Raw genomic sequence first — 25425 nt, forward strand, 5'->3', positions numbered from 1 at the left:
GGCGTCAGGCGTCCTGGAACAGCTGGTTGCCGCAGCTGATGATGGCGCGCACGCCGCGGCGCAGCGTGTCGACGTCGTCGCAGATGTAGCCGATGCGGATGTGGCCCGGCGCGCCCAGCGCGTCGCCGGCCATCACGGCGACGCCGCTCTGGCTCAGCAACCGTTCGCTGAACTCCACGGTATCCACGCCAAGGCGCGACACATCCATCCATAAATAGGGACCGGAGGCGGGACTGTGAGCACGTATCCAGGGCACATTGCGCAGCAGGTCGATCACCAAATCGCGGCGCTGGCGGTAATCGGCCAGCATGGCTTCCGGAGCGCCGCTGTCGAAGGCCGCCGCCATGGCCTGCTGCATCAGCATCGGCGCGGCTGCGGTGATCGGTCCCTGCACGGTCTCCATCGCCGTCACCAGATGCGCCGGGGCCACCGCGAAGGCGGCGCGCCAGCCCATCATGGCGTAGCTCTGCGAGGTCGAGAACAACGTGACGATGCCCAATGCCTGCCAGTCCGCGCGCGCGGCCAGACTGAGATGGGCGCCGTCGAAGATCAGCTTTTCGTAGCTTTCGTCGACGATGGCGCGGGTGCCGGTGCGCCGCAACCAGGCGGCGATACGGTCCAGCTCCGCCTCGTTCAGCAGCTTGCCGGTGGGATTGTGCGGCTTATTGATGATCAGGACGCGCGCCGGCGGCAGGCCATCCAGCACTGCGTCGGTGAATTGCTCCGGCAAGTCCAGCAGCACCGGCTCCAGCTCCAGCAGGCGGCAGGTGGCGACGTAGGCCGGCCAGTGCGGCTTGAAGATGATGACGCGATCGCCCGGATCGGCCATCGCGTACAAGGCCTGGTACAGCGCCTGCTTTGCGCCATTGGTGATCAGGATCTCGGCCGCCGTGGCGGGAATGCGGTTGTCCCGGGTCGCCTTGGCCGCCAGCCGGGCGCGGATTTGCGGATCGCCCGCCACGGCGGTGTAGGGCGAGGGCTGTCGCAGGCCATCGCGTACCGCGTCCAGCACAGCCGGCGGCGCCGGGAAGTGCGAAATCGCGATGGAGAAATCGATGACGTTTTCGCCGCGCAGTTTCATGGCATCGACCCTGCCGTGCAGGTCAGCGGTGGCCAGCGGCCGGGAACGGGCGATGCGACGCGAGAGGTCCATATTCATTCTCTTTTGGAAATATTTATTCTACTTCAATCCGCCCCCTGTGTAAGGGGAGATTGGCAATCGTGCGTCGGGGTCTGCTATGCTAGCGGGGTTAATCAATGAGGATTTTATGCAGTTCACAACAAAAACAGTTTGCCGCGCGCTTGCGCTGGCCTTTATCGGCGCCACTGGCGCTATCGCTCACGCCGACGACACCATCAAGATCGGCCACGTGGCCGCCACTTCGGGCCAGATCGCCCACCTCGGCAAGGACAACGAAAACGGCGCGCGCATGGCCGTCGAGGAGCTGAACGCCAAGGGCGTGGTCATCGGCGGCAAGAAGTACAAGGTCGTGCTGCAGGCCGAGGACGACGCCGGCGATCCGAAGCAGGCCACTTCGGTGGCGCAGAAACTGGTGGATGCCAAGGTGCAGGGCGTGATCGGCCACGAGACCTCGGGCACCACGATTCCGGCCTCGCGCATCTATTACGATGCCGGCATCCCGCAGATCACACCGTCCGCCAGCGCGCCGCAGTACACGCACCAGCGCTACAACACCACCTTCCGCAACATCGCCAACGACGAGCAACTGGGCCCGGCGCTGGCGCGTTACGCCATGCAGAACCTGGGCGCCAAGCGCATCGCCGTGGTGGACGACCGCACCTCGTACGGCAAGGGCCTGGCCGATGAATTCAGCAAGACTGTCAAGAAGACCGGCGCCGCCAGCGGCAGCAGCATCGTCTCGACGCAGTTCACCAACGACAAGGCCACCGACATGACCGCGATCCTGACCGCGATCAAGGCCACCAAGCCGGACATGATCTTCTTCGGCGGCATGGATGCGGTGGCGGCGCCGATGCTGCGCCAAATGAAGCAACTGGGCTTCCCGATCAAGTTCATGGGCGGCGACGGCATGTGCTCCGACTCGGTGCCGCGCCTGGCCGGCGACGGCATGAGCGACGGCCAGGTGATCTGCGCCGAAGCCGGCGGCGTCGAGCCGTCGCAAGAGAAGGGTATGGCCGATTTCCGCGCGGCCTACAAAAAGCGTTACGGCATCGAGGTGCAGACCTACGCACCGTACGCCTATGACGCGCTGATGACGATGGTGGAAGCGATGCAAAAGGCCGGCTCGCCTGATCCGGCCAAGTATCTGCCGTTCCTGGCCAAGGTCAATCACAAAGGCGTGACCGGCAATATCGCCTTCGACGCGCGCGGCGACATCCAGAACGGCGTGCTGACCATCTTCACCTTCAAGGACGGCAAGCGCCAGAAGCTGACGGTGATGAAGTAACCGAAGTAACGCGGTGCCCGCGGCTGGACGCCGCGGGCCCGCGGATCACATGCCCGGTGGCGGACCGCCCGCGCCGGGACCCATGCCAGGTCCGCCAGGGCCGCCCGGACCGGGGCGGCCACCCCAGCCTTCGTGCCCGGCATCGCTGTTCCTGGTCAGGCCGCCGAAGCGGTACGACAGGCCGACGTAGAATACGCGGCCATCGAAGCGGCGGGTGCTGGTTTCGCGCAGGGTGGCGCTGTCGATGATGGTTTCCATCTTGTTGGTGTTGAACACGTCGGTGACGTTGGCCACCATGGTCAACTGCGACGACAGCGTGTGACGCCAGCTCAGGTTGACCGTGTGGTTGGGCGAGCGGTAGCCCTGGCCCGACAAGGTCTTGCCCATCATTTGCAATGCCACCTGCAACTGGTCGGTGCTGGCCGCCTGCCAGTTCAGGCGCACGCGCCCGCTCAGCGAATTGGCCGTGCGCGTCACCAGCTGGCTGCTGTCGTCGTAGAAGCTTTGCTGCGCGCGCATCAGGTTACCGCTGGTGTTCAGCGTCAGCGTCGGCGTCAGTTTACCGCTCACCGTGAATTCCAGACCGCTCGAATGGCTGCCTTCCCCGTTGGCCTTGGTGGTCAGCAGCACGTTGGGCGCGACGAAGTAGCGATAGTCGACGATGGCGTCGGTGTCGCGGCGGTAGTAGCCGCGCAGGTTGGCTTCCAGCGCGCCGAAATGGGTCTCGTAACCGAGTTCGAAGGAGTCGGTCTTGGTCGGCTTCAGATTCGGATTACCCGACGAGACGTTGAATTCGTCGCGGTAGGTCACGTACGGATTCAGGTCATTGGCGTTGGGGCGCCGGATACGGCGCGCGTAAGCGATGCGCAGATTGGCGTCCTTGTTCACCTTGTAGGTGGCAAAGGCGCTCGGCATGTAGTTGATGTAGTGGTTCTTGGCCTCGACACCGCCGGTGATCTGGTGGATGTCCATGTCGGTGTACTCCGCGCGCAGGCCGGCCAGCACGCCCCAGCGCTCGTTCAGGCGCATCTGGTAATTGCTGTACAACGCGTACACGGTTTCATCGAGCTCGTAAGCATTGGTGCGACCTGGATTGATGGTGGCGAAGCCGGTGGCCGGATCGATGTCGGTGTACACCGTGTTGGCGGCGGCGTCGTTGGTGGCGATCTTGTAGCCTGCCTTGGCGGTGCCGGCCCACAGCGGTCGCTCGTAGTCGCCGGTAAAGTCGACGATGCGCACGCTGTTGTTGTTGTGCTGAGCCGCGCGGCTGTCCGGCAGATTGCCGACCAGGTAGTCGTTGGCGTAATCGTTGTCCGATTCGTTTTCCGAGGCCGACACGCGCAGGTCGATCTTCAGCGTTTCACCCGGCAGCGCGCCCTTGTGGTCATAGCGGCCGCCCCAGCTGAAGTTCCTGCTTTCGCCTTCGCGCGTCGTGGTGCGCAGATAATCGGTGGCCGGCACCAGCATGGTGGCGCCATTGATGTAATGGTCGAGGCCATGCTGGTCGTTGGTGCGCGTATTGTAGTTGCCGCTGGCGGTCAGCGTGTCCTTCTGACCGAGGTTGTAGCTGATGGTGCCGTTCAGCGCGGCCATGTCGTTCAGTCCGCGGCCGGAAGAATCCTGGCTGCTGTGGACAAAGGCGCCGCTGATCGGGTCCAGGCGGTCGCGCGTGACTTCGGCCACCGAGTTGCGGCCGTCGTGGCGTACGTTGGCGCTGCCCTGGAAACCCCACGGTCCCTCGTTGTAGCTGCCGTTGACGGCGCTGTTGTAACGGCCGGCGGTGCCGGCATTGGCGTTAACCGCGCCCTGGCCGCCGGGCTTGCGGTTGCGGCGCATGACCAGATTCAGGATAGGACCGCCGCCGGCTTCGTTGCCGAATTCGGCGCCGGGGTTGTTGATCACCTCCACCGACTCGATATCGTCGGCCGGCATGGCCTGCAGCGCCGGGCCGCGGTTATCGCCCTGCAGCATGGCCGACGGTTTGCCATCGACCATGATCTGCACGTTGCTGCTCCCACGCAGCGTGATGGAACCGTCCGGGTCCACGTTCACGGAAGGCACGTTGTTCAGCGCATCGGCGGCGCTGCCGTTGGTGCTGGAGACGTCGGACTTGACGTCATAGACCTGGCGGTCGATGCGATTGGTGGGTCGTTCTGCGGATACGGTCACTTCGGGCACAACCGGGGCTGCTTCCTTCGGCTTGGTGGCCGTGGTGGGCTTGACGGCTGGCTTGTCGGCTGGCTTGTCTGGTGCGGAGGTTTGAGCGTATGCGGGCATCAGGGCGCTGCCGGTGAGGCAGCAGGTAAGCAGTATCTTTTGCATGGTGACGACGGCAACCCGTCTTGAACTTTACGAGAGTTGCCATTGTACCAGTGACTATTTTGGCAAAAAACGCCTTTTACCCTTCTTTACCTGGCATTTACAAAGGCAAATCTGCGAGTGTGACCGGCGCTGCAACTGCGGATCGCTCAGCCTTTGTCCAATTTCGTTGAATTTTTACAAAAGCTATTGACTGACCCGAAATCGCTAAATTATTTGCCTTTGTGACAATCGGAAAGTTTTGTCGATGATGGCCTTTGGTACTCTTCTCGGATACTGCGCCAGTCAGGTCCGAATATGGAGGTAATCATGCCCAAGGTAATTTGTACTTCACTATTCCCATCTGTGGAAAAGGAAGGATTTAACCATGATGATAGAACCGCAAATTCACAAAACCCAATAGATAATTGGAAAGTTGAAGCTGTGATTCGCGGTCGCGATTCGGTGCTGGCGGCTCACATGAAAGGACTACAAAAGGCAAATTCCACTTCCAGGGTTGCGTTTTCCTGTGCGGAGGCCGACGCCTTAGCCCAGGTAATTTTAGGCGGTGGTGGGGATATCTCTTCCTATCGATTTCGATCGGCGAAACAAGGCAACGAAGTCTGGATGCCCTGCGTGAACTGCGAAACGTGGCTAGTCCCGGACGGGGATGGGTATCGCATAAGAGCCTCCGTTTTGGGCGTTAAATCGCAGCCACCGCTTCCTCCGCGCGGTACTGATGAGTTTAAGAGGGCATTTCCCGTTGTTGGTCTTCACCCTGAAAGCCAGGCAAATTTGACCGCCCCTTAGCATCTATCCGGCGCCAAAGTAATCACGCTGTTAATGCCGTGCCGCGCCATCTTGGCGTATGGGCAGAATCGCTCGGTATTGCGCACCAGTTGTTCCGCCTGCGCGCGCTCGACGCCGGGCAGGGCGATGGTGAGGTCGGCGGACAGCAGATACAAACCGTCCATGGGGTCGCGCGCGAACGTCACCGCCACGTCGACGCTGGCGCCGCCGATGGCGATGCCGGAGCGGGCGGCCAGTAGGCAGAGGGCGCCGTGGAAGCAGGCCGCATAGCCGGCCGCGAACAGCTGCTCGGGATTGGTGCCGCCGCCTTCGCCGCCCAGCTCCGCCGGCAGGCGCAGTTGCACATCGAGGTTGCCGTCGTCCGAACGGGCGACGCCGGAGGCGCGCGCATGTTCCGCCTCGCCGCCGGTGACGCGCACCCGCGCGGTGTACACCGGCTGGATAACGTCGCCGGTGTAGCGGTCCAGCAGTGAGGTGGGAGGAGGCTTGAGCGGCATCGGCGGCATGGGATCAGCGCTGCAGCCAGTCGGCGATGTGCTGCACGCCCAGGCGCGGCTTGTCGCCGGCCGGCACCAGGGTGTCGTCCTGCAGGATGGCGCCGAAATAGCGCGCGTTGCGGTCGGCCACCACCTTGCGGTCGTCCTTGATCGATGCCAGGTACTGCTGCACCAGATCGGACAGGCGCATGCGGTCCGGGCCGGCGATTTCGACGGTGCCGTTCTGCGGCGCGCCGAGGGTGAAATCGGCCATGGCGGCGGCCACGTCGTCCGAGGAAATCGGCTGTATCCACGCTGGCGACAGGTGCACGTCCGCACCCTTGGTGGCCGACTGCGCGATCCCGCCCAGGAATTCGAAGAACTGGGTCGAATGCACGATAGTGTAGGGCATGCCTGATTCGCGGATCAGCTTTTCCTGGGCGATCTTGGCGCGGAAATAGCCGCTGTCCGCCAACTTGTCGGTGCCGACCACCGACAGCGCGACGTGGTGCTTGACGCCGGCTTCGGCCTCGGCGCGCAGCAGGTTGCGGCCGGAGGTGGTGAAGAAGTCCAGCACCGCCTGGTCTTCGAACGAGGGCGAGTTGGCCACGTCGACCACGATGTCGGCACCGGCCAGCGCTTCGGCCAGGCCCTCGCCGGTCATGGTGTTGACGCCGGTGTTGGGGGAGGCGGCCAGCGCCTCGTGACCGCGCTGCTTGAGGATGGCCGTCAGTTTGCTGCCGATCAGGCCCGTGCCGCCGATGATGACGATTTTCATAGTATTCTCCAGTTGAACCGCCCGATTGCGGTATGCCGCCAGTCTAGGATGCGTGTCTGCCGCGCGGTAGATACGCGGGAGGGCGCACTGTGGTGCATACTGCGCACCAATCGCGCCGCTGTCAGGCGGCGATCAAGCCTTCCGAGAAATTGGTGGCGCAATGCAGGTCCATGGCGCGGATCTGCGCCGTCATGTAGTCGACGAACACGCGCACGCGCGATGGCAGGTGGCGGCGATTCAGATAGCACAGGTAATGCCCGCGATCGTCCGGCGCGTGCTGCACCAGACAGGCCTGCAGCCGGCCGTTGCGCAGCAGTTCGCATAGCTGGTAGCCGGCCAGCTGCGCCAGGCCGTCACCGTTCAGTACCGCCTGCAGTATCAGGCCGGCGTCGTTGTAGGTGGTGGCCGCGCGCGGCGTCAGCTTGTGCGGCAGGCCGTTGACCTTGAACTCCCATTCGGCCACGCGGCCGGAAGCCTGACGGTAGTTGATGCAGCGGTGGCGGCTCAATTCGTCCACGCTGTGCGGCAGGCCGTGTTCGCGGGCATATGCCGGCGAGGCGCACACCAGCAGCTGCATCGGGATGATCTGCTTGGCCACCACCTGGCTGTCGTCCATGCGGCCGTTGCGGAAGGCGACGTCGATGCGCCGGCTGGTGAAGTCGGTCGGCTGGTCGTCCAGGATCAGGTCCAGCGCGATGTCCGGGTACTGCGTGCGAAAACCGCGCAGCAGCGGCGCCACGATCTGACGGCCGAAATCGGTGGTGGAGCAGACGCGCAGCTGGCCGCGCGGCACGCCGCTGCGCAAATCGCGCATCTCGTCGACGGCCTGCACGATGCGTTCGACGCCGGCATGACAGCGCTCGTAAAACAGCTCGCCTTCGCCGGTCAGCACGGTGCTGCGGGTGGTGCGCAGGAACAGCCGGGTATCGAGCTGGGTTTCGAGCTTTTGCACGCTGCGGCTGACGGCGGAGCGGCCGATGCCCAGCCGGTCCGCGGCGCGCGCGAAGCTGCCTTCGCTGACGACGGCGATGAACGCCACGACGCCCGCGTAGGTGGTGGCGAAGCTGGATGCCAGCGCGTCGCCAGGTGGATTGCTTGCAGAGACCAGGCTCATGCCCCCTCCTTGTTAATTGACAGTCAATCTTAGTGATGAAAGAATTTCCCGACAATGACAAATACCGTGCAAATCCCGCCAGAGGCGGTCTACCAAAAGAGGCTGGTGCTGTTCCTGGCCTTCCCCGGGATGTGCATGCTGGACCTGGCCGGACCTCAGACGGTGTTCTGGAGCGCCTGCCGATGGCTGGGCGAACGCGGCCTGCCGGGGTATGACCGCCGCACCGTCAGCCTGGCCGGCGGGCCGGTGCAGACGCTGGAAGGGGTGCCGATGCACACCTTGCCGCTGTCGGACTTCGATCCGACGCAGGTAGACACCATCATCGTTCCCGGCTCGCCGTGGATCGAGCAGGCGATCGCGCAATCGCAGGAACTGATGGAGTGGTTGCGGGCGGCCGCCGGCCAGGCGCGGCGCACGGCCTCGGTGTGCAGCGGCGCGTTCATGCTGGCGCAGGCCGGTCTGTTGAACGGCAAGCGCGCCGCCACGCATTGGGGCATGTCGGACCGGCTGGTGGAGCTGCACCCGACGATCGAGATCGACCGCGACGCCATCTTTGTCCGGCAGGGGAACATCTGGACCTCGGCCGGTGTAACCGCCGGTATCGATCTGTCGCTGGCGATGGTGGAGATGGATTACGGCCGCCAGATCGCGCTGGAAGTGGCGCGCGAGCTGGTGGTGTTCGTCAAGCGGCCCGGCGGCCAGGCGCAATTCAGTTCGCTGCTGCGGGCGCAGATCAAGGGCGGCGAGGGCTTCGACGAGCTGCATCTGTGGCTGACGGCGAACCTGGCCAGCGACAAGCTGACGGTGGAGGTGATGGCGCAGAAGGCCAATATGAGCCCGCGCAATTTCGCCCGCGTCTACAAGGAGAAGACCGGCCGCACGCCGGCCAAGGCGGTGGAGCTGTTCCGGCTGGAGGCGGCGCGGCGCATGCTGGAGGAATCGGAGCGCCAGCTCGATCAGATCGCGGTGCTGTGCGGGCTCGGCGACGAAAACCGCATGCGCGTCACCTTCCAGCGCAACCTCGGGGTCTCTCCTTCGGAATACCGCCAGCGCTTCTCCGGACACACGGCGGGCGCGCTAGAATAAGCCTTTACAAGAGGAGAACGGCATGGCGCGCAGCACGGCACACATAGGCAAGGACGGTTATACCACCAGCATGGATGTCGGCGGCCACGCGCTGCTGGCCGATGAACCGGAGCGCAACGGCGGCCGGGACGCCGGCCCGGCGCCGTACGACTATCTGCTGGCCGGGCTGGGCGCCTGCACTGCGATCACGCTGCGCATGTACGCGGACCGCAAGCAGTGGCCGGTGGATGCGGTGGACGTCGACCTGCATCTGACCCACGCGGAAGACGGCGCGCTGCTGATACGCCGTACCCTGCACATCACCGGCACCGTCGATGAGGCGCAACGCGCACGCATGATGGAAATCGCCGAGAAGACGCCGGTGACGCTGACGCTGAAGGCTGGCACGCGCATCGATACCGCGCTGGGCTGATCGCTGCGTGTCGGTGCACATTGGTGCTTGCAGGGCACCAGTCTGCGGCCTGCCGCGGGGCTACCGGGGTGGCCGCGGTTTTCCTACACTGACTCCCGTCGTACATCACTTAAGGGAGTCTTATCATGACACAGCGCCTCAATTATCAGGAACAGTCGCCGGAACTGTTCAAGAAACTGGTCGAAGTCAATCATGCGGTGAAAGCCGGCGTGGTCGAACAATCGGTGCGCGATCTGGTCGCCATCCGCGCCTCGCAGATGAACGGTTGCGGCTTCTGCCTGGACATGCACATCAAGGAAGCCACCATCCACGGCGAACGGCCGCTGCGTCTCTACCATCTGGCCGCATGGCGCGAATCGACGCTGTTCTCGCCACGCGAACGGGCCGCGCTGGCCTGGACAGAAGTGCTGACCAAGCTGCCGGAGCAGGGCGTGCCGGACGAATTGTACGAGCGCGTGCGCACCCAGTATTCGGAAAAGGAGCTGTCGGACCTGACCTTCGAGATCATGGCCATCAATGCGTGGAACCGTGTGAATATCGCGTTCAAGATGGTGCCGGGCTCGTACGACAAAGCCTTCGGCCTGGACAAGGCGCATCTGGAATAAGCGGGGACGGGATGAACCACTTCAAAAGCGCCGTGTGCGCGGCCGGCATCGTGCTGGCGCAATGGGCGGCAGCCGCCGCTCCCGACCCGGTGGTGACCGCGTTGATGTCCAAAGACCTGACCAACCTGCCGGGCAAAGAAGTCGCGATGATCACCGTCGATTACGCCCCGGGCGGCGCCGATCCGGTACACCGCCACGACGCGTACGGTTTCATCTACGTGCTGGAAGGCTCGATCGTGATGGGCGTCAAAGGCGGCAAGGAAGTCACGCTGAAGCCGGGCGACACCTTTTACGAAGGCCCGGACGACATCCACACGGTCGGCCGCAACGCCAGCAAGACCCGGCCCGCCAAGTTTGTGGTGTTCCTGCTGAAGGACAAAAACAAACCGATCTTCACCCCAGTCCACTGACGCCAGCCCGGCTCATGCCGGGCTTTTTCATGCGGAATTCTGACGCAAATCGTTCTGGTCATCATCGCGCGGCTGAAAAATTGTGAAGTACATCCCGCGCTTCAATGTGCTTCCTGAGGAGCGCAAAATAGGTTTACTGCTGATCGTTGTGCCAGCCGCCTCCCAGCGCCTTGATCAGGTAGACGGAGCTGAGCATCTGCTTGCCGCGTAGCTGGGTGGCGAGGCGCTGGTTGTTCAGCAAGGTCTGCTGCGCGGTGATGACGTCGAAATAGGTTTCGACGCCGCCGCTGTAACGGTCGTTGGCCAGTTCCAGCACCCGTCGCGAGCTGTTCACACTGGCCTCGGCCGAGGCGTGGGCGCGCTGCAGCGTGTTCAGGCTTTCCACGCTGTCCTCCACTTCCTGCATGGCCGTCAGCACGCTCTGGCGGTAGCTGGCGACCGCGCCGGTATAGGCGGCCTGCGCGACGGCGACCGTGGCATCGGTCTTGCCGGCGTCGAACAGGGTTTGCGTTAGCGAGGCGCCGAGCGACCATAGCAGGCTGGGCGCCTCGATCAGACGGCTCATCTGGTTGCTGTCCCAGCCGCCGTTGGCCTGCAGGATCAGGCTGGGGAAATAGGCGGCGCGCGCCACGCCGATGTTGGCGTTGGCCGCCGCCACCGCGCGCTCGGCGGCGGCGATGTCGGGACGGCGCTGCAGCAGGTCGGATGGCATCCCGACCGGCAGTGCCGGCGGCGTCAGGGGTGCGTTGGCCGGCGCCAGTTTGAACGACGGCGCCGGCGTGCCGGTCAGCGTGGCGATCGCATGTTCGTATTGCGCGCGCTGGGTGTTCAGCAGTTCGAGCTGCGTGCGGCTGGCGTCCAGCAGCGATTGCTGTTGCGCCAGGTCGAGGCCGGTGGCGGCGCCCAGTTCGTGGCGCGCCTGGATGAAGTCATAGGCTTTCTGTTGCAGCGCCAGTCCCTGGTTTAGCACATCGATTTCCGCATCGAGTTCGCGCAGGTTGAAGTAGTCGGCCGCCAGTTCGGCGGTCAGCACCAGGCTAACATTCTGATAATCGGCCACGGCCTGTTGTGCCGACGCCTGCGCGCTCTGCACCGTGCTGCGCACGCGGCCGAACAGATCGGCCTCGTAGTTGACCGCAAAACCCAGCTGGAAATTGTTCTGCACCAGCGACTGGTTGACCGTCGTGGTCGAGGACAGCGGCCGGTTGGCCGAGGTCTTCTGCCGCGCCGCGCCAGCCTGCAGGCCGACCTGCGGGAACAGGCCGGACGAGCTGACCGTCACCTGCGCGCGCGCCTGTTCCAGCCGGGCCGCTGCGACGGCCAGATTCTGATTGCCGGCCAGCGCTCGCGCCATCAGCTGATTCAGCTGCGCGTCGTTGAACACTTCCCACCAGTCGCCCTTCAGCGCATGGTCGTTGGGCGCGGCGGTCTGGAACGGTGCCGCCGATTGCCATGCCGCCGGCAGTTCAATGGCCGGCTTCTGATACACCGGCGCCTGCGAGCACGCGGCCAATGCGAGCACGGCGCTCAAGACGCACGGACGGAACGCAGGCCTCATTTCTCCGCCTTTGCCGTGGGCTGGCGCACCTGCACAGCATCGCCGTCGGCCAGCGAGTCGGGCGGGTTGACCACCAGTTTGTCGGTCGGCGAGACGCCGCTCAGCAGCTCGATGTTATTGCCCAGATCATGACCGAGCGTGACCGGCTGCAGCTTGACCCTGCCATCGCCGCCGACCACCGCCACGCGCGGCCCTTCGGGACGGAACAGCAGCACATTGGTCGGCGCCAGCATCGCGCCCGAACTGCCGCTCACCGGGAGTTGCACCTGCACGTAGGCGCCGGCCAGCAGCGCGTTGTCCTTGTTCGGCAGATTGACTTCGATCTGCAGCGTGCGGGTGGCTGCGTCGATGGCGCCGGCGGTGCGCGCCACGGTGCCCTCGAACTCCTTGCCAGGCAATTCGGCTTGTGTGATCGTGACCTTGTCGCCGGCCTTGATGCGCTGCGCATAGGCCTGCGGCACGAACACGTACACCCTCAACGTATCGACTTGCGCCAGCCGGAACAGCGCGCTGCTGGCGCCGCCGTTGCCGCCGTTGATCAGGTCTCCGACCTCCACATTGCGCGCCGTGATGACGCCGGAGAAGGGCGCCGTCACGCGCTTGAATCCCTCCGTCTGCTGCAGGCGGCGTACGTTGGCCTCGGCCGCGGCCAGATTGGCCTGGGCCTGGGCATAGGCGCTGCTGCGTTCATTGAGCTCCTGCTGCGTCACCGCATCCTTCTTGCGCAGGGCTTCCCAGCGTTCGGCCGAACTTTTTGCCAGTTCCAGGCTGGACGCCGCCTGCTGGCGCGCGGCGATGGCCTGCGACAGCTGCTGATCGACTTCCGGCGTATCGATTTCGGCCAGCACCTCGCCCTTGCTGACGCGGCTGCCGATGTCCTTGTTCCAGCGCAGCACATAGCCGCTGGCGCGCGCGTAGATCGGCGATTCGATCATGCCCTGCAGGGTGCCGGGCAGCGACAGCGGTTGCCCACCCTTGGCCGGCTTGACGCTGGTGGTGCTCACGTATTGGCGGTTCAGCTCCGCGTTGGACCTGGCCAGCGCATCGGCGTGCACCACGCGCAGCGCCACCGTGGCGGCGCCCCCCAGCAGCAGCACCGCCAGCGACACCGCGCCCACCAGTCTGGCGCGCTTGAGGATAGGGCCGCGATGCGGGTGGGCGTGCGCATCACCTTCGTGATGGATGCCGAGGATGGCGTGACGGTTTTCGGACATGATCAGGGATTCCCTTCAGCGGCAGCGGGGTGGACCTGCGCGCGGCGCCCGGCCCGGTGTTCAAGATAACGGTGTACCGACGCAAACACCACCGGCACAAACAGCAGGGTGGAGAGGGTGGCGAACAGCAGGCCGCCGATCACGGCGCGGCCCAGCGGCGCGTTCTGTTCGGCGCCTTCGCCGAAGCCGATCGCCATCGGCACCATGCCGATGATCATGGCCAGCGCCGTCATCAGCACCGGCCGGATGCGCGTGGCGCCGGCTTCCAGCGCGGCCGACAGCGCGGGCAGGCCGTCGTTCAGGCGCTGGCGCGCGAACGACACCATCAGGATCGAATTGGCGGTCGCCACGCCCATGGTCATGATGGCGCCGGTCAGCGCCGGCACGCTCAGGGTGGTGCGGGTCAGGAACAGCATCCAGGCGATGCCGGCCAGCGCCGCAGGCAGTGCCGTGACGATGATGAAGGCGTCCACCCAGGACTGAAAGTTCACCACGATCAGCAGGTACACCAGCACAATCGCCATGGCCAGGCCCACGCCCAGACCGACGAAGGAACTCTGCATGGTTTCGACCTGGCCGCGCATGTCGATCTTGCTGCCGCGCGGGAGCTTGCCGTGCATGGCGTCGATCTTGTGCTGGATGTCGGCGGCCGTCGCGCCCAGGTCGCGGCCTTCGACGCTGACGAAGATGTCGATCACCGGCGTCAGATTGTAGTGCGACACCACGGCCGACTGCACGGCCGGTTCCACCTTCACCAGGCTGCTGAGCTGCTGGGTGGCGCTGGCGCCGTCGCCGGTCGCGCCGGGCGTGCCGACCGCGCGCACGGGGATACGCAGCAGCGCGTCGAGGTCGTCGATTTTGTACTGCGGCGATTGCACCGCCAGGTTGTACACCACGCCGTTGCCGGGATTGAGCCAGAAGGCAGGCTGCGTCTGCGCGCTGCCCGACAAGGTAAGCAGCAGGTTCTGCGCCAGATCGGTCGGGTTCAGGCCCAGCTGCTTGATCTGGGTGCGGTCCATCTTCAGGCCCAGGGTCGGCAGGTCCATGCGCTGGTGGATGTGCACATCGACTGTGCCCGGTATCTGCTTGATCTGCTTCATCAGCTCCGACGCGATCTGGTAATTGGCCGACAGATCCTTGCCCGAGATTTTGACATCGACCGCCGCCGGCTGGCCGAAGTTGAGGATCTGCGTGACGATATCGGCCGGCTGGAAGAAGAACTCCACTCCCGGGAAGCGCGCCGGCAGCTGCCGCCGCAGCTCAGTGATGTAGCGTTGCGACGGTTCGTGGCCTTCATGCAGCGACAGCAGGATTTCCGCATCCAGCGTGCCGATGGTGCCGGCATTGCTGTACGAGAGGTTGATGCTGGAATAGGGCACGCCCAGGTTGTCGAGGATGGTCTGCAGGTCGTTGGCCGGGATGATCTCGCGGATGGATTTCTCCACCAGATCCACGGTGCGTGCGGTTTCCTCGATGCGGGTGCCGGTCGGCATGCGCATGTGCAGCTTGATCTGGCCCGAATCCACCGCCGGGAAAAAGTCGCGGCCCAGCGCGAACACCAGGCCCAGCGACAGCACGCAGAACAGCAGGAAGCCGCTGCCGAAGCGCTTGCGATGGGTTAGCAGCGAGGACAGGATCAGGATGTAGCCGCCGCGGAAACGCTCGAACGCGGCGTCGAAGCGCTTGTACATGCGTTGCAGCAGGCTCGGTTTGTCCGGATCGCCCGGCGCGTGGTCCATCATCAGCATCACCATGGTCGGCACCAGGGTGCGCGACAGGATGTAGGAGGCGATCATCGCGAACACCACCGCCTCCGCCAGCGGTACGAACAGGTAGCGCGCGACGCCGGTCAGGAAGAACATCGGAACGAACACGATACAGATGCACAGGGTCGATACCAGCGCCGGCACCGCGATCTCGCCGGCGCCGTCCATGATGGCGGTGTGCAGGTCGGAGCCCTGGTGCAGGTGGCGCTCGATGTTTTCGATGGTGACGGTGGCGTCATCGACCAGGATGCCGACCGCCAGCGCCAGGCCGCCCAGGGTCATGATGTTGATCGTCTCGCCCAGCGCGTACAAGGTCAGGATCGAGGACAGGATGGACAGCGGAATCGACACCGCGATGATGCAGGTGCTGCGCCAGTTGCCGAGGAAGATCAGGATCATGGCGGCGGTCAGCAGGGCGGCGATCAGCGCTTCGTGAATCACGCCGCTGATGGCGGCCTTGACGAACAGCGACTGGTCGAACAGCGGCGTGATCTTCAGTTCCTTGGGCATGGTCTGCTCGGCCTGCGGCAGCAGCGCCTTGAGCTTGTTGACGATGTCCAGCGTCGAAGCGCCACCGTTCTTCAGCACCGACAGCAGCACGCCGCGCTCGCCGTTCTGACGCACGATATTGGTCTGCGGCGAGAAGCCGTCGCGCACGTGGGCCACTTCCGACAGGTAGGTGACGGCGCCGTTCTTGTTCAGGACGGGAATCTGATTCAGGCCGGCGATGGTGTCGGGCGAGCCATTCAGGCTGACGTTGAATTCGGTGATGCCGATCTTGGCCGTGCCCGACGGCAGGATCAGGTTCTGCGCGCTGATGGCGGTGACCACGTCGGTCGGCGTCATGCCCTTGGCGGCCAGCGCGCGGGTGTCCAGGTCGACCGAGATCAGGCGCGATTTGCCGCCGTAGGGGTAGGGCACGGCCGCGCCGGGGATGGTCACCAACTGCGGCCGCAGGAAGTTCACCGCCGTGTCGAACATCGATTGTTCGCTCATGCTGGCGCTCGACAGGCCGAGCTGGATCACCGGGATGCTGGAGGCGGAATACTTGATGATCAGCGGCGGCTGCACGCCCGGCGGCAGCTGCTTGAGCTGCGCCTGCTCGGCCGCCACCACCTGAGCCAGCGCGGTCTGAATGTTGGCGCCGGGCTGGAAGAACACCTTGATCACGGTCGACCCGGCCAATGATGTCGATTCGATATGTTCGATGTCGTTGACGGTGGTGGTCAGGCTGCGTTCATTGGTGGAGGCGATACGCTGGCCCATCTCCTGCGCGGACAGGCCGCCGTATTGCCAGATGATGCTGACCACCGGGATGTCGATCTCGGGGAAAATGTCGGTCGCCATCTTGGTCAGGGCCAGAGGCGTCGAGAGCAAAATCAGCAAAGCCATCACGATGAACGTGTACGGCCTGCGTAAAGCGATTTGAACGATCCACATGCTGTAGGTTCCGCATCTTCGGTTGTCACTTCAGCCAAAAATCATAGCATGGACACAGCGTCACCGAGCACCTGAACAGCCCAGAGATACTTACTAATACAGTGCGTTACAAGGAATCGGGGTGCGCCGGGGCGGTCGTTACGTAATCGACAATACGGTCGGCACAGGCCTCGGCGATGGCGATGAAGCGCGCGCCGTTGCGAAACCGGCCGTGCGTGCCGACGGGATTGCTGTGGACGATGGTCAGCGTGATTTCGTTGCGGATCGCGCTGCCGGGGAAGGCGAAGCTGAGCAGGTACTGCTCGTCCGGCGGCATCGGCCGCTCGCTGACGAAGGCCACACCCATGCGGGAGATGTCGATGATCTGTACAGTCTCGGTGTTCCTGCCATGAATGTCAGTGACGTAGGCGTCCACCTGCAAAAGGCGCCGTACATGCTCACGTCTCGCGTCCATCGTTGTTTGGGATAGGCGGTAAAGACAATAGTATGACAGATGCGGGGCGCTCAGCGCCACACGGTGCGCCTTCGCACATACGGCGCGGCGCGTCCTGGCTACGCTGGGCGACATGGCTACTACACCTTTACATAAACAAGTCGACAAGCTGCTGGGCAAGGTCTTCGGCATCGAAGCCCTGCGCGACGGACAGCGGCGCGTCATCGACAGCGTGCTGGCCGGCCGCGACACGCTGGCCGTGATGCCGACCGGGAGCGGCAAGTCGCTGTGCTACCAGCTGCCGGCGCGGCTGCTGAAAGGCCAGACGGTGGTGATTTCGCCGCTGATCTCGCTGATGAAGGACCAGGCGGAAAAGCTGGAGGAGGCCGGCATCGCCCGCGCCGCCCAGGTCAACAGCAGCCTGTCCCGAACCGAGGAGCTGGAGGCGCTGGAATCGATCGAAAAGGCCGGCAAGGACGTGGTGTTCTGCACCCCGGAACGGTTGGCCACGCCCGAATTCCAGGCGCTGCTCAAGCAGGCCAATATCGCGCTGGTGGTGATCGACGAGGCGCACTGCATCTCGCAGTGGGGCCACGACTTCCGTCCGGCCTACATGGCAATCGGCGCGGCGCTGGAGGCGCTCGGCCGTCCGCAGGTGCTGGCGCTGACCGCGACCGCCACCGAAGACGTGATTGCCGATATCCGGCAACAGCTGGACCGGCCGAAATTGCGGGTGGTGAACACCGGCATCTACCGTCCCAACCTGCAGTATCGGGTACGTCAGGTCACCAATCCGGATGAAAAATACGAGGTGATGCTGGACCTGGTGCGTGGCACCGAGGGTGTCGGCATCGTCTACGCGGCCACCGTCAAGGCGGCCAAGGAAGCGTATGAACTGCTGTCGGCGGCCGGCGAAAGCGTCACCATCTACCACGGCAAACTGAAGGCGGCGGAGCGCAACGAGAATCAGGAACTGTTCATGAACGGCGCGCGCCGCGTGATGGTGGCGACCAACGCCTTCGGCATGGGCATCGACAAGAGCGACACCCGCTTCGTGATCCACCTGCAAGTGCCGGCCAATCTGGAAGCCTACTACCAGGAGTCGGGCCGTGCCGGCCGCGATGGCGAGGATGCCGAGTGCACGCTGCTGTACTACCACGACGACACCCGGCTGCAGAAATTCTTCCTCATGAAGAGCAAGGCGCCGGACGAAAAGCATGAGCTGGACCGCGAAAAGCTGGAGCGCATGATCGGCTACGCGCAAAGCGGCTTCTGCCGCTGGAAGCTGCTGCTCGACTATTTCGGCGACCCGGTGCCCGGCTTCGAGCACTGCTGCCGCTGCGACAACTGCCTGAATCCGCCGTCGATATCAGGGGATGACTTCGAACAGCAGGAACTGGGTCACCTGGGTCTTGCTGAAGTTGTCGTCGGAAATCATCACCAGGCTGGCGTGGCCGTTGGCTAAACGCGGACCGAAGGCCAGGCCTTCCAGGTTGTCGACGATGGGCAGATTCAGCTTGTTCAGATCCAGCACCAGGCGTTTTTTCGCCGGGGTGTAACTGGCGCCCTTCAGCGTCGGCAGATGCTGGATGTCCGAGGCACCTTCGGTGTCGAGCTCATAGATCCGCACGTAGTCGGCCCAGGTGCCGTTGTCGGCCTGCACGCCGGAGCGTTCCATCACCAGCATGCGGTGCTCGCTCAGCGCCAGGATCTCGGACACCCCGTTGTCGGCGTACTTGCCCTTGCCCGGTCTGGCCGGTATCGCTTCCAGCGGATAGGCGTACTGGCCCAGCACCTTGCCGTCGCGCGTGAAGTGGGTGAAGCGGTTCACGCCGCCGTGTTCGGGGGCCGCTTCCGGGCCGTCCTGGTACATGGGCGCTTCCAGCGACACCCACATGGTCTGGCCGTCCGGCGTGAAGCTCAGCCCTTCGAAACTCTGGTTGTTGCGCGGACCGGACTTCTGATCCCTGGATACCTTGAACAGCGGCGGCAGCGGCAGCGTGTACAGATGCTTGCCATCGCGCGTGGCGTGGCGGATGAAGGGATCGAGCTCCAGGTCCACATCGCCTTCGCTGCCGTACCAGATGCTGCCGTCGCGCGGATCGACGCGGATGGTTTCAAGGTCCGGCACTTCGCCGATGGCGCGTTTGTGTTCTTCCTTGGACTGGTAAGGCGCACCATTAAGCTGCAGGAAGGTCTCCACCCCGGTCAGCTGCACCGATTGGAACGACTGTGCGTCGTATTTCAGTTTGGCGCGATAGTAGCGCGCCGGATTGATGTTGGAGCGGTCGTCGCTGATCATCACCCACTCGTCGCTGGCGGCGTCATAGTCGATGCCGGACAGCCCGCCGATCACGGTGTTGTGATACTGCTGTCGCAGCGGAATGCGCTGTTCGCCGATGAAGCGCAGGCCGGAGACGGTTTCCGAAGTGGTGGACTGTTTGCTTGCAAACGGCGCGCATGCGGAAAGGGCCAGCGCGCAGGCCACGGTGATGAGGGTCTTTTTCATGGGGCTGCATCATAACATCAGTCCGAAGTTGCTGGCGTGATCGGCAAGCTTGCGGTTAGAATATTGCGATGCAACGCCGCTCCTTCATCCATGTGTTCCTCGCGCTCCTGCTTTTGCTCACGCAGCAGATCGGGGTGACGCACGTCTACACGCACTGGTCGGAGTTGTCCCAACAAGGCGTGCAGCTGTCCGATGAAGCGCACGCCGAACACCGCAAGGGTGTGGCGGCCCACAAGGTCTGCGCCGAATGCGTTTCGGTGGCGCAGATGGCGGCCGCCGTCACCAGCTCGCCGCTGACGCTGGCGCTGGCCACCCTCGGCGCCGGTCCGGTCTCGCTGCCGGCAACGCTGACCGCCTGCGAGCGCACAACCTGCGTCTTCGATTCAAGAGCTCCCCCTCTGGCCTGACACCCGAAATCCGTTCCGAATTTTGAGTTTCCGACGCCGCGGCGCCAAGGCGTGGCCGCGCGCGTGTCATCCATTTGCTAGAGGTTTTATTCATGAATATCCAACGTACGCTGCTGGCCGGCGCGATCCTGTCCGCCTATTCTTCGCTGGCCGCCGGCCAGGACGCCGTTCAACAAGTGGTCGTCACCGCCAACCCGTTCGGCGCGGGCGCCAATGAACAGATACTGGCGCCGGCCAAGGTGCTGGCTGGCGATGAGCTGCGCGACAAGGCCGGCAGCTCGCTGGGCGAGACGCTGTCCAGCGAACTGGGTGTGTCGGCTTCGGCGTTCGGCGCGGGCGCGTCCCGTCCCATCATCCGTGGCCTTGAAGGGCCGCGCGTCAAGATGCTGGAGAACGGCATGACCGTCTCGGACGTATCCGGCCTGTCCAACGACCACGCGGTGGCGGCGGAAGGCGCGGTGGCGCGGCAGATCGAGATCCTGCGCGGCCCGGCGGCTTTGCTGTACGGTTCAGGCGCCATCGGTGGCCTGGTCAACGTGGTCAACGAGCGGATTCCGACCGCGCTGGAGCCGAAAACCACCGGCCAGCTCGAAGTGCGCGGCAGCACGGTCGACAGCGGCCGCAATGCCTCCGGCACCATCGACGGCGCGGCCGACAAGTTCGCGTGGCATATCGATGGCAATTTCCGCAATGCCGATGATTACAAGATTCCCGGTAACCGCGTCTACGGCGATCCGGAATCGGCGTCGGGGCGCCTGCCCCATTCGGATACGCGCGAGCGCAACGCCGGCATCGGCGGTTCGTATATCGACAGCTGGGGCTTCATCGGCGCCTCGGTTTCGCGCCTGACCAACGTGTACGGCATTCCGAGCGACGAAGGTTCCAGGATCGACCAGAAGCAGACTCGCTACGACATCGACAGCCTGGTGAAAGTACCGTTTGACGGCTTCGAAAGTTTCAAATTCAAGGCTGGCTACACCGACTACAAGCATGCGGAAATCGGCGAAGACGGCGCGCCGGAGGTGCTGTTCCAGAACCACTCGACCGAGACCCGGTTCGAACTGACCCACAAGCCGCTGGCCGGCTGGCACGGCACTTTTGGCGTGCAGACCGAGAACGTGAATTTCTCGGCGCTGAGCGCTGAAGGCGGTCCGGATACGGTGCCGGTCACGCACTCGGCGTCGCAGGCGGCCTTCGTGGTGGAGGAAACCGGCTTTGGTCCGGTCAAGTTCAATGCCGGCGCGCGCCTGGAACACGTCAAGCGCGAACCGGTGACCGGCGTGGACCGCTCCTTCAATCTGCAATCCGGTTCGTTGGGCGGCATGTGGGCCTTCGTGCCGGGGTATGCGCTGGGTGCGACGTTCTCTTATGCGCAGCGCGCCCCCTCGACCGAGGAGCTGTACTCCAGCGGGCCGCATGACGCCACCGTGACCTTCGATGTCGGTAATGCCGATTTCAGGAAGGAGACCTCGCGCAACATCGAGCTGAATGTGCAGAAGACCACGGGATTGGTGCGCTGGAAGGCCAACATCTTCCGCAACAAGGTCAGTGATTTCATCTACGGCCATATCACGGGCAAGCTGCTGGATGAAGACGGCAATCCGGGCGAGGAGCTGCGCGAGCGGATCTTCGAGCAGGCCGATGCCACGATCCACGGCGCGGAAGCGGAACTGGAGTACAACCCGACCGGCGCCGGCTGGTCAGGGCGGGTGTTCGCCGATACGTCGCGCGGCAAGCTGGAAGGCGGCGGCAGTCTGCCGTTGCAGCCTGCCACCCGATTCGGCGTCAGCACCGCCTACAAGATGGGCGCCTGGCGCGCCGGCCTGTCGCTGGTTCACGCGCAATCGCAGGATCGGCTGGCCTCATTCGAGACCACCGATACGCCATCCTACAATCAGCTGAACGCCAACCTGTCTTACACGCAGAAGGTCGATCAATATGATCTCACCTGGTTCCTGCTGGCGAAGAATCTGACCAATGACGAGATCCGCGTTTCGACTTCGGTACTGAAGGATATTGCGCCGCTGACTGGCCGTAATCTGGTATTTGGGGTGCGCGCCAAGTTCTGACGTGCTTGAACGTGAAGGCTGCCGGGGATGGCCGCCTTCACCGGTTGAAAAACCGCATCATGCCAGCGCTTCGGCGGGACCGAAGAACTCGTAGTAAGTCTGCGATTGCGGCACGCCCAGCGAGGCCAGGTGCGATTTGATCGCCTTCATGAACGGCGTCGGGCCCAGGAAGTAGGCGTCCAGATCGCGCGACTCCGGCAGCCACTGCGACAGGTGCTCGGTGTTCAGATAGCCGGTGGCGTGCGGCTGCGGGCTGTCGGCATCGGTCGTCTCGTAGCAGTAGAAGCGCTGCAGTTGCGGGTGTCGTGCAGCCAGCGCGTCGATATGGTCGCGGAAGGCGTGTACATTGGCGTGCCGCGCGGCGTGGATGAAGTGAATCGGGCGGTTGGTGGTCAGCGCCTTGGTCAGCATCGCCAGCGTTGGCGTAATGCCGACCCCGCCGCTAATCAGCACCAGCGGCTTGTCGCTGTCGGCCAGCACGAAGTCGCCCGACGGCGGGAACAGGTCGATGGTATCGCCGACGTTGACCGAGTCATGCAGGAAGTTGGACACCAGCCCGCCCGGCTCGCGCTTGACGCTGATCTGATAGCTGACGCCATTGGCGGCGGCGGACAGCGAATACTGGCGGCGGTGCTTTCCGCCGTTGACTTCCACTTCCAGGCCGATGTACTGGCCAGGCTGATGCATCACGACCTTTTCGCCGTCGGCCGGCTCCAGAATGAAGGTGGTGATCTCGTCGCTTTCCGGGGTCTTGACCACGACAACGAAGCTGCGCGCGCCGCGCCAGCCGCCTTCGGCCTGCTCGTTTTGCGCATAGATGCTTTCCTCCGCGCCGATCAGGATCTGCGCCAGTTGGCCGTAGGCGGCGCCCCAGGCGTCGATCACGGCGTCGGTCGCGACCTCGGCGCCCAGTACTTCACGGATCGCCTTCAGCAGCGAGGCGCCGACCAGCGGGTAGTGTTCGGGCTGAATTTGCAGCGAAACGTGCTTGTTGATGATGGTGTTGACCAAGGGGCCAAGCTGCTCCAGCTTTTCGATATTCTTCGCGTACATCAGCACCGCATTCGCCAGCGCGCGCTGCTGGTTGCCGTCGTTCTGGTTAGCCTGATTGAACAGGTGTTTTACTTCGGGATGGTCCTTGAACAGCGTCAGATAAAAGTGGCGCGTCAGGGCTTCGCCGCCTTGTTCCAGAATGGGGACGGTGGCGGTAATGATGGCTTTATGTTCAGTGCTCAGCATGATACGGGACTCCGGGTTGAATTCGATGAAAAGCAGTATATCACATGAATGTTTATGTGTGCAGGAAACGCCACCGGTTCTCGGTGGCGTCTCACGCCATGCTTACAGGTCGAACTTCAGCTCCGCCACATAGGTTCGTTGCGGGTATGGGTGAAAGTTCCAGTACTGGTAATTATTGAGGTTGTCCACGCCCAGCGCCACGCTCCACTGCTGATTGAAGCGGTAGCGCAGCCGCGTATCGGCGGTGAAGTACTTGCTGGCGGCCTGGTAGGCGAAGCCGTTGATGTCGGTGTTATCCAGCGTCGAGTACTGCGTGCCGCTGTAGCGTGCCGCCAGCGTCAGCGACAGCTTGTCGTTGACGGCATAGCTGGCGACGCCGGTGGCGCGCCACTCCGGTATGCGCGGTTGCCACTTGCCCACGCTGGCCGGGAACTTGTCGTTGCGCGCGATCTTCGAGTCGGTCCAGGTCAGGCTGCCGTTCAGATCCAGACCGTGCAGCCAGACGTTCTCCGCAACATACGACAGTTCCATTCCCCTGGTGCGGATGCGGTCGACGTTCTGGATATTGGTCACGTTGGGCGTCACCAGCACATTGGTCTGCGAGTACAGCGCGTCGGTGGTGCGCTCGCCGAACGCGGTCAGGCGCAGATAGCCTTGTTCCAGCCTGCGTTCCGCCGTCAGCTCCGAGGTCCAGGATTTTTCCGGTTGCAGATTGGGGTCGTTCGCGGTCAGCTGGCCTGCGGCATTGATGCCGCCCTGATACAGTTCGGAGACGGTCGGCATGCGCACCGCGCGGCCCAACGAGGCTTTCAGCACCCAGTCGCCGTCGGCCTGATACGAGACTGCGGCCTTGGGCGAAACGTCGTTTTCGCTGCGTTCGGGGTGATAGGCCGTGGTGCTGGCGTTGGAAGTGGCACCATCGTGTGCGCGCCAGTGTTCGAAGCGCGCACCCAGCACTGCCTTCCATGCCGGTGCAAATTTCCAGGTGTCCTGCGCATACAGTGCATCGATTTCAGTCTTGCCGCGGAAGCCCGCATTGCGGGCGGCCGGATCGCCGCCGATCCAGTTGCTGGTGGCGTTCTCGATGCTGGCCAATTTGTAGGCTTCGCGCTGGTAGCCGAATTCCGTCACATGCGCGGCGCCGGGACGCCACACGCCCTTGGCCGCAAAAGTGCTCCAGCCGGTGCCGCCCTGGTTGACGATGCGGCCGGCGCCGCCGTTCAGCGCCGCGGGGAGGGCAATGGTGGCGGCGCGCAGCTGGTCCTTGCCGTAGTCATACAGACTGGCGGTCAGCTCCCAATCGAAAATGCCCTTGGAGTTGGTCTTCAGCGTCAGGCCATGCATGGTGTGGCGCAGGTCTTCGTTGGACAGATTGAAGTCGGTCTGCCCCAGCGTGTAGCTGCGGCCGGCGATATTGACCGTGCCGCTATAGACCGGATTGCCGGCGGCGTCGCGCAGATAACTGGCCGGCCGGCCTTCCGATTCATTGCGCCACAGGCCGAAGGTGTAGGTGGCGCGCATGGTGGACGAAAAATCGTAGGCCAGTTTGGCTTTGATCTGGTCCTGCACTGTATGGTACTGGGTGGCGGTGCCGAGCAGATACCATGGCGTGTTGGTGCGGTCCAGACCAGTCACGGCGCCGGTGACGGGTAAGCCGGCATTGCCTGCCGCACCGGCGCCGACGGCGCGGGTCTGGAAGGTCAGTGGCTGGCCTTCGCTGTCGGTGCGGCTCACGTCGATGAACCACGACCAGGCGCCATCGCGGCTGCCGAGCGCGAAGCGCCCCTGGCCGCCGTCGTAGCGGTCGTCGGTGCCATACAGTTTGAGGGGCTGATGCGTCAGCGTCAGCTTCGCGTGCGCCTCAAAGCTGGTCGGCATCCGCGTGACGTAATCGACCACGGCGCCGACCGAGTTGCCGCCGTAAGCCGCGGAGAAGGGACCATACAGTACGTCGACGCGTTCGATTTCCTCGGGGCTGACCATGCCCCAGCGCGGCGCGAAGGTGGCGCCGTTGCCCAGATAGTTGGACAGCAGGATGCCGTCCGCATAGACCGCCGAACGCGCGCTGTTGCCGGTGCCGGAGGCGCGTGTGGACAGCACGGCGTGGTTGTAGTCGCCGATGTAGCGCTTGCGCACCAATAGGCTGGGCAGGTATTTCAGCGCGTCTTCGGCATCGGTGGCGTTGATGCCGCGTTCTATCTCATCGCGCGTCACGCCTTCGATGGTGGTCGGGATCTGCGTTGGCAGCGAGGTGGGGCGGGTGCCGTTGATGGTCACGGTGCCGAGCTGACGATCGGGCGCGTCTTCGGCATGGGCGGCGGCGAAGGCGGCAAACAGCGCCATCGCCAGTGGGGACAGATTGGTTTTCATGG

Annotated in this window: 21 protein-coding genes; 9 read left to right on the plus strand and 12 right to left on the minus strand. The window is 64.0% G+C overall.

The features are described from left to right. Window positions 1-4: 4 nt before the first annotated feature. Complete coding sequence (locus E4L98_RS27530; RefSeq protein WP_135204729.1) at window positions 5-1153, minus strand: pyridoxal phosphate-dependent aminotransferase; 1149 nt, start codon at window positions 1151-1153, stop codon at window positions 5-7. Between the two features lie 115 nt (window positions 1154-1268). Here E4L98_RS27530 and E4L98_RS27535 point away from each other — a divergent pair, with 115 nt between their 5' ends. Next, a complete protein-coding gene (locus E4L98_RS27535) occupies window positions 1269-2429 on the plus strand; it encodes a branched-chain amino acid ABC transporter substrate-binding protein (RefSeq protein WP_135204730.1) in 1161 nt (386 codons plus the stop codon). A gap of 45 nt (window positions 2430-2474) precedes the next feature. On the opposite strand, the gene E4L98_RS27540 is transcribed toward E4L98_RS27535, so the two are convergent. Continuing rightward, window positions 2475-4706, minus strand: a complete 2232-nt coding sequence (locus tag E4L98_RS27540) for an outer membrane beta-barrel family protein (protein ID WP_229257605.1) — start codon at window positions 4704-4706, stop codon at window positions 2475-2477. A 351-nt stretch (window positions 4707-5057) separates the two neighbouring features. On the opposite strand from E4L98_RS27540, the gene E4L98_RS27545 reads away from it, so the two are divergent. After that, entirely contained in the window at window positions 5058-5537 is a 480-nt protein-coding gene (locus E4L98_RS27545) for a hypothetical protein (RefSeq protein WP_135204732.1), read from the plus strand. Here the strand turns inward: E4L98_RS27545 and E4L98_RS27550 are convergent. From E4L98_RS27550 to E4L98_RS27560, 3 genes are all read right to left on the minus strand, one after another. Beyond that, a complete protein-coding gene (locus E4L98_RS27550; RefSeq protein ID WP_135204733.1) occupies window positions 5534-6043 on the minus strand; it encodes an Ohr family peroxiredoxin in 510 nt (169 codons plus the stop codon). The genes E4L98_RS27545 and E4L98_RS27550 overlap by 4 nt on opposite strands. Before the next feature lie 4 nt (window positions 6044-6047). Further along, window positions 6048-6791 (minus strand): SDR family oxidoreductase, encoded by a 744-nt coding sequence (locus tag E4L98_RS27555; protein WP_135204734.1) that lies wholly within the window; start codon window positions 6789-6791, stop codon window positions 6048-6050. Between the two features lie 121 nt (window positions 6792-6912). Beyond that, on the minus strand, window positions 6913-7905 hold the full coding sequence (locus tag E4L98_RS27560) for a LysR family transcriptional regulator (protein WP_135204735.1): 993 nt from the start codon (window positions 7903-7905) through the stop codon (window positions 6913-6915). A gap of 54 nt (window positions 7906-7959) precedes the next feature. Here E4L98_RS27560 and E4L98_RS27565 point away from each other — a divergent pair, with 54 nt between their 5' ends. The 4 genes from E4L98_RS27565 (at window position 7960) to E4L98_RS27580 (ending at window position 10418) form a co-directional block, all read left to right on the plus strand. Then, the gene (locus E4L98_RS27565; protein ID WP_135204736.1) at window positions 7960-8991 is read left to right on the plus strand and encodes a GlxA family transcriptional regulator; all 1032 of its coding nucleotides are present in this window, start codon (window positions 7960-7962) and stop codon (window positions 8989-8991) included. Window positions 8992-9013: 22 nt separating this feature from the next. Then, a complete protein-coding gene (locus tag E4L98_RS27570) occupies window positions 9014-9403 on the plus strand; it encodes an OsmC family protein (protein WP_135204737.1) in 390 nt (129 codons plus the stop codon). Window positions 9404-9528: 125 nt separating this feature from the next. Continuing rightward, window positions 9529-10008: a carboxymuconolactone decarboxylase family protein gene (locus tag E4L98_RS27575; RefSeq protein WP_135204738.1), complete on the plus strand. Its 480-nt coding sequence runs from the start codon at window positions 9529-9531 to the stop codon at window positions 10006-10008. Window positions 10009-10019: 11 nt separating this feature from the next. Next, complete coding sequence (locus E4L98_RS27580; protein ID WP_135204739.1) at window positions 10020-10418, plus strand: cupin domain-containing protein; 399 nt, start codon at window positions 10020-10022, stop codon at window positions 10416-10418. Window positions 10419-10551: 133 nt separating this feature from the next. On the opposite strand, the gene E4L98_RS27585 is transcribed toward E4L98_RS27580, so the two are convergent. From E4L98_RS27585 to E4L98_RS27600, 4 genes are all read right to left on the minus strand, one after another. Then, complete coding sequence (locus tag E4L98_RS27585; protein WP_135204740.1) at window positions 10552-11976, minus strand: efflux transporter outer membrane subunit; 1425 nt, start codon at window positions 11974-11976, stop codon at window positions 10552-10554. Next, window positions 11973-13190 carry an efflux RND transporter periplasmic adaptor subunit gene (locus tag E4L98_RS27590; RefSeq protein ID WP_135204741.1) on the minus strand — a complete coding sequence of 406 codons (1218 nt, stop codon included), beginning with the start codon at window positions 13188-13190 and terminating at the stop codon, window positions 11973-11975. Before E4L98_RS27590 ends, E4L98_RS27585 begins: the two co-directional genes overlap by 4 nt. A gap of 2 nt (window positions 13191-13192) precedes the next feature. Then, window positions 13193-16396 (minus strand): efflux RND transporter permease subunit, encoded by a 3204-nt coding sequence (locus E4L98_RS27595; RefSeq protein WP_135204742.1) that lies wholly within the window; start codon window positions 16394-16396, stop codon window positions 13193-13195. Between the two features lie 106 nt (window positions 16397-16502). Continuing rightward, window positions 16503-16850 (minus strand): PilZ domain-containing protein, encoded by a 348-nt coding sequence (locus tag E4L98_RS27600; RefSeq protein ID WP_135204743.1) that lies wholly within the window; start codon window positions 16848-16850, stop codon window positions 16503-16505. A gap of 112 nt (window positions 16851-16962) precedes the next feature. Between E4L98_RS27600 and E4L98_RS27605 the strand changes: the two genes are divergently transcribed. Further along, on the plus strand, window positions 16963-18294 hold the full coding sequence (locus tag E4L98_RS27605; protein ID WP_135204744.1) for a RecQ family ATP-dependent DNA helicase: 1332 nt from the start codon (window positions 16963-16965) through the stop codon (window positions 18292-18294). Here the strand turns inward: E4L98_RS27605 and E4L98_RS27610 are convergent. Beyond that, window positions 18199-19338, minus strand: a complete 1140-nt coding sequence (locus tag E4L98_RS27610; protein ID WP_135204745.1) for an esterase-like activity of phytase family protein — start codon at window positions 19336-19338, stop codon at window positions 18199-18201. The two genes, E4L98_RS27605 and E4L98_RS27610, sit on opposite strands and share 96 nt — an antisense overlap. 134 nt (window positions 19339-19472) lie before the next feature. Between E4L98_RS27610 and E4L98_RS27615 the strand changes: the two genes are divergently transcribed. Both E4L98_RS27615 and E4L98_RS27620 read left to right on the plus strand, forming a co-directional pair. After that, a complete protein-coding gene (locus E4L98_RS27615) occupies window positions 19473-19745 on the plus strand; it encodes a hypothetical protein (protein WP_135204746.1) in 273 nt (90 codons plus the stop codon). 92 nt (window positions 19746-19837) lie between these two features. Continuing rightward, on the plus strand, window positions 19838-21814 hold the full coding sequence (locus tag E4L98_RS27620) for a TonB-dependent receptor (protein ID WP_135204747.1): 1977 nt from the start codon (window positions 19838-19840) through the stop codon (window positions 21812-21814). Between the two features lie 57 nt (window positions 21815-21871). Here the strand turns inward: E4L98_RS27620 and hmpA are convergent, their stop codons facing one another. After that, window positions 21872-23053 (minus strand): NO-inducible flavohemoprotein, encoded by a 1182-nt coding sequence (hmpA, locus tag E4L98_RS27625; RefSeq protein ID WP_135204748.1) that lies wholly within the window; start codon window positions 23051-23053, stop codon window positions 21872-21874. Window positions 23054-23155: 102 nt separating this feature from the next. After that, window positions 23156-25423 (minus strand): TonB-dependent receptor, encoded by a 2268-nt coding sequence (locus E4L98_RS27630; protein WP_135204749.1) that lies wholly within the window; start codon window positions 25421-25423, stop codon window positions 23156-23158. Window positions 25424-25425: the final 2 nt, after the last annotated feature.

Origin of the sequence: Duganella callida (assembly GCF_004614165.1) — a bacterium.
In the GTDB taxonomy this organism is placed as follows: domain Bacteria; phylum Pseudomonadota; class Gammaproteobacteria; order Burkholderiales; family Burkholderiaceae_D; genus Rugamonas; species Rugamonas callida.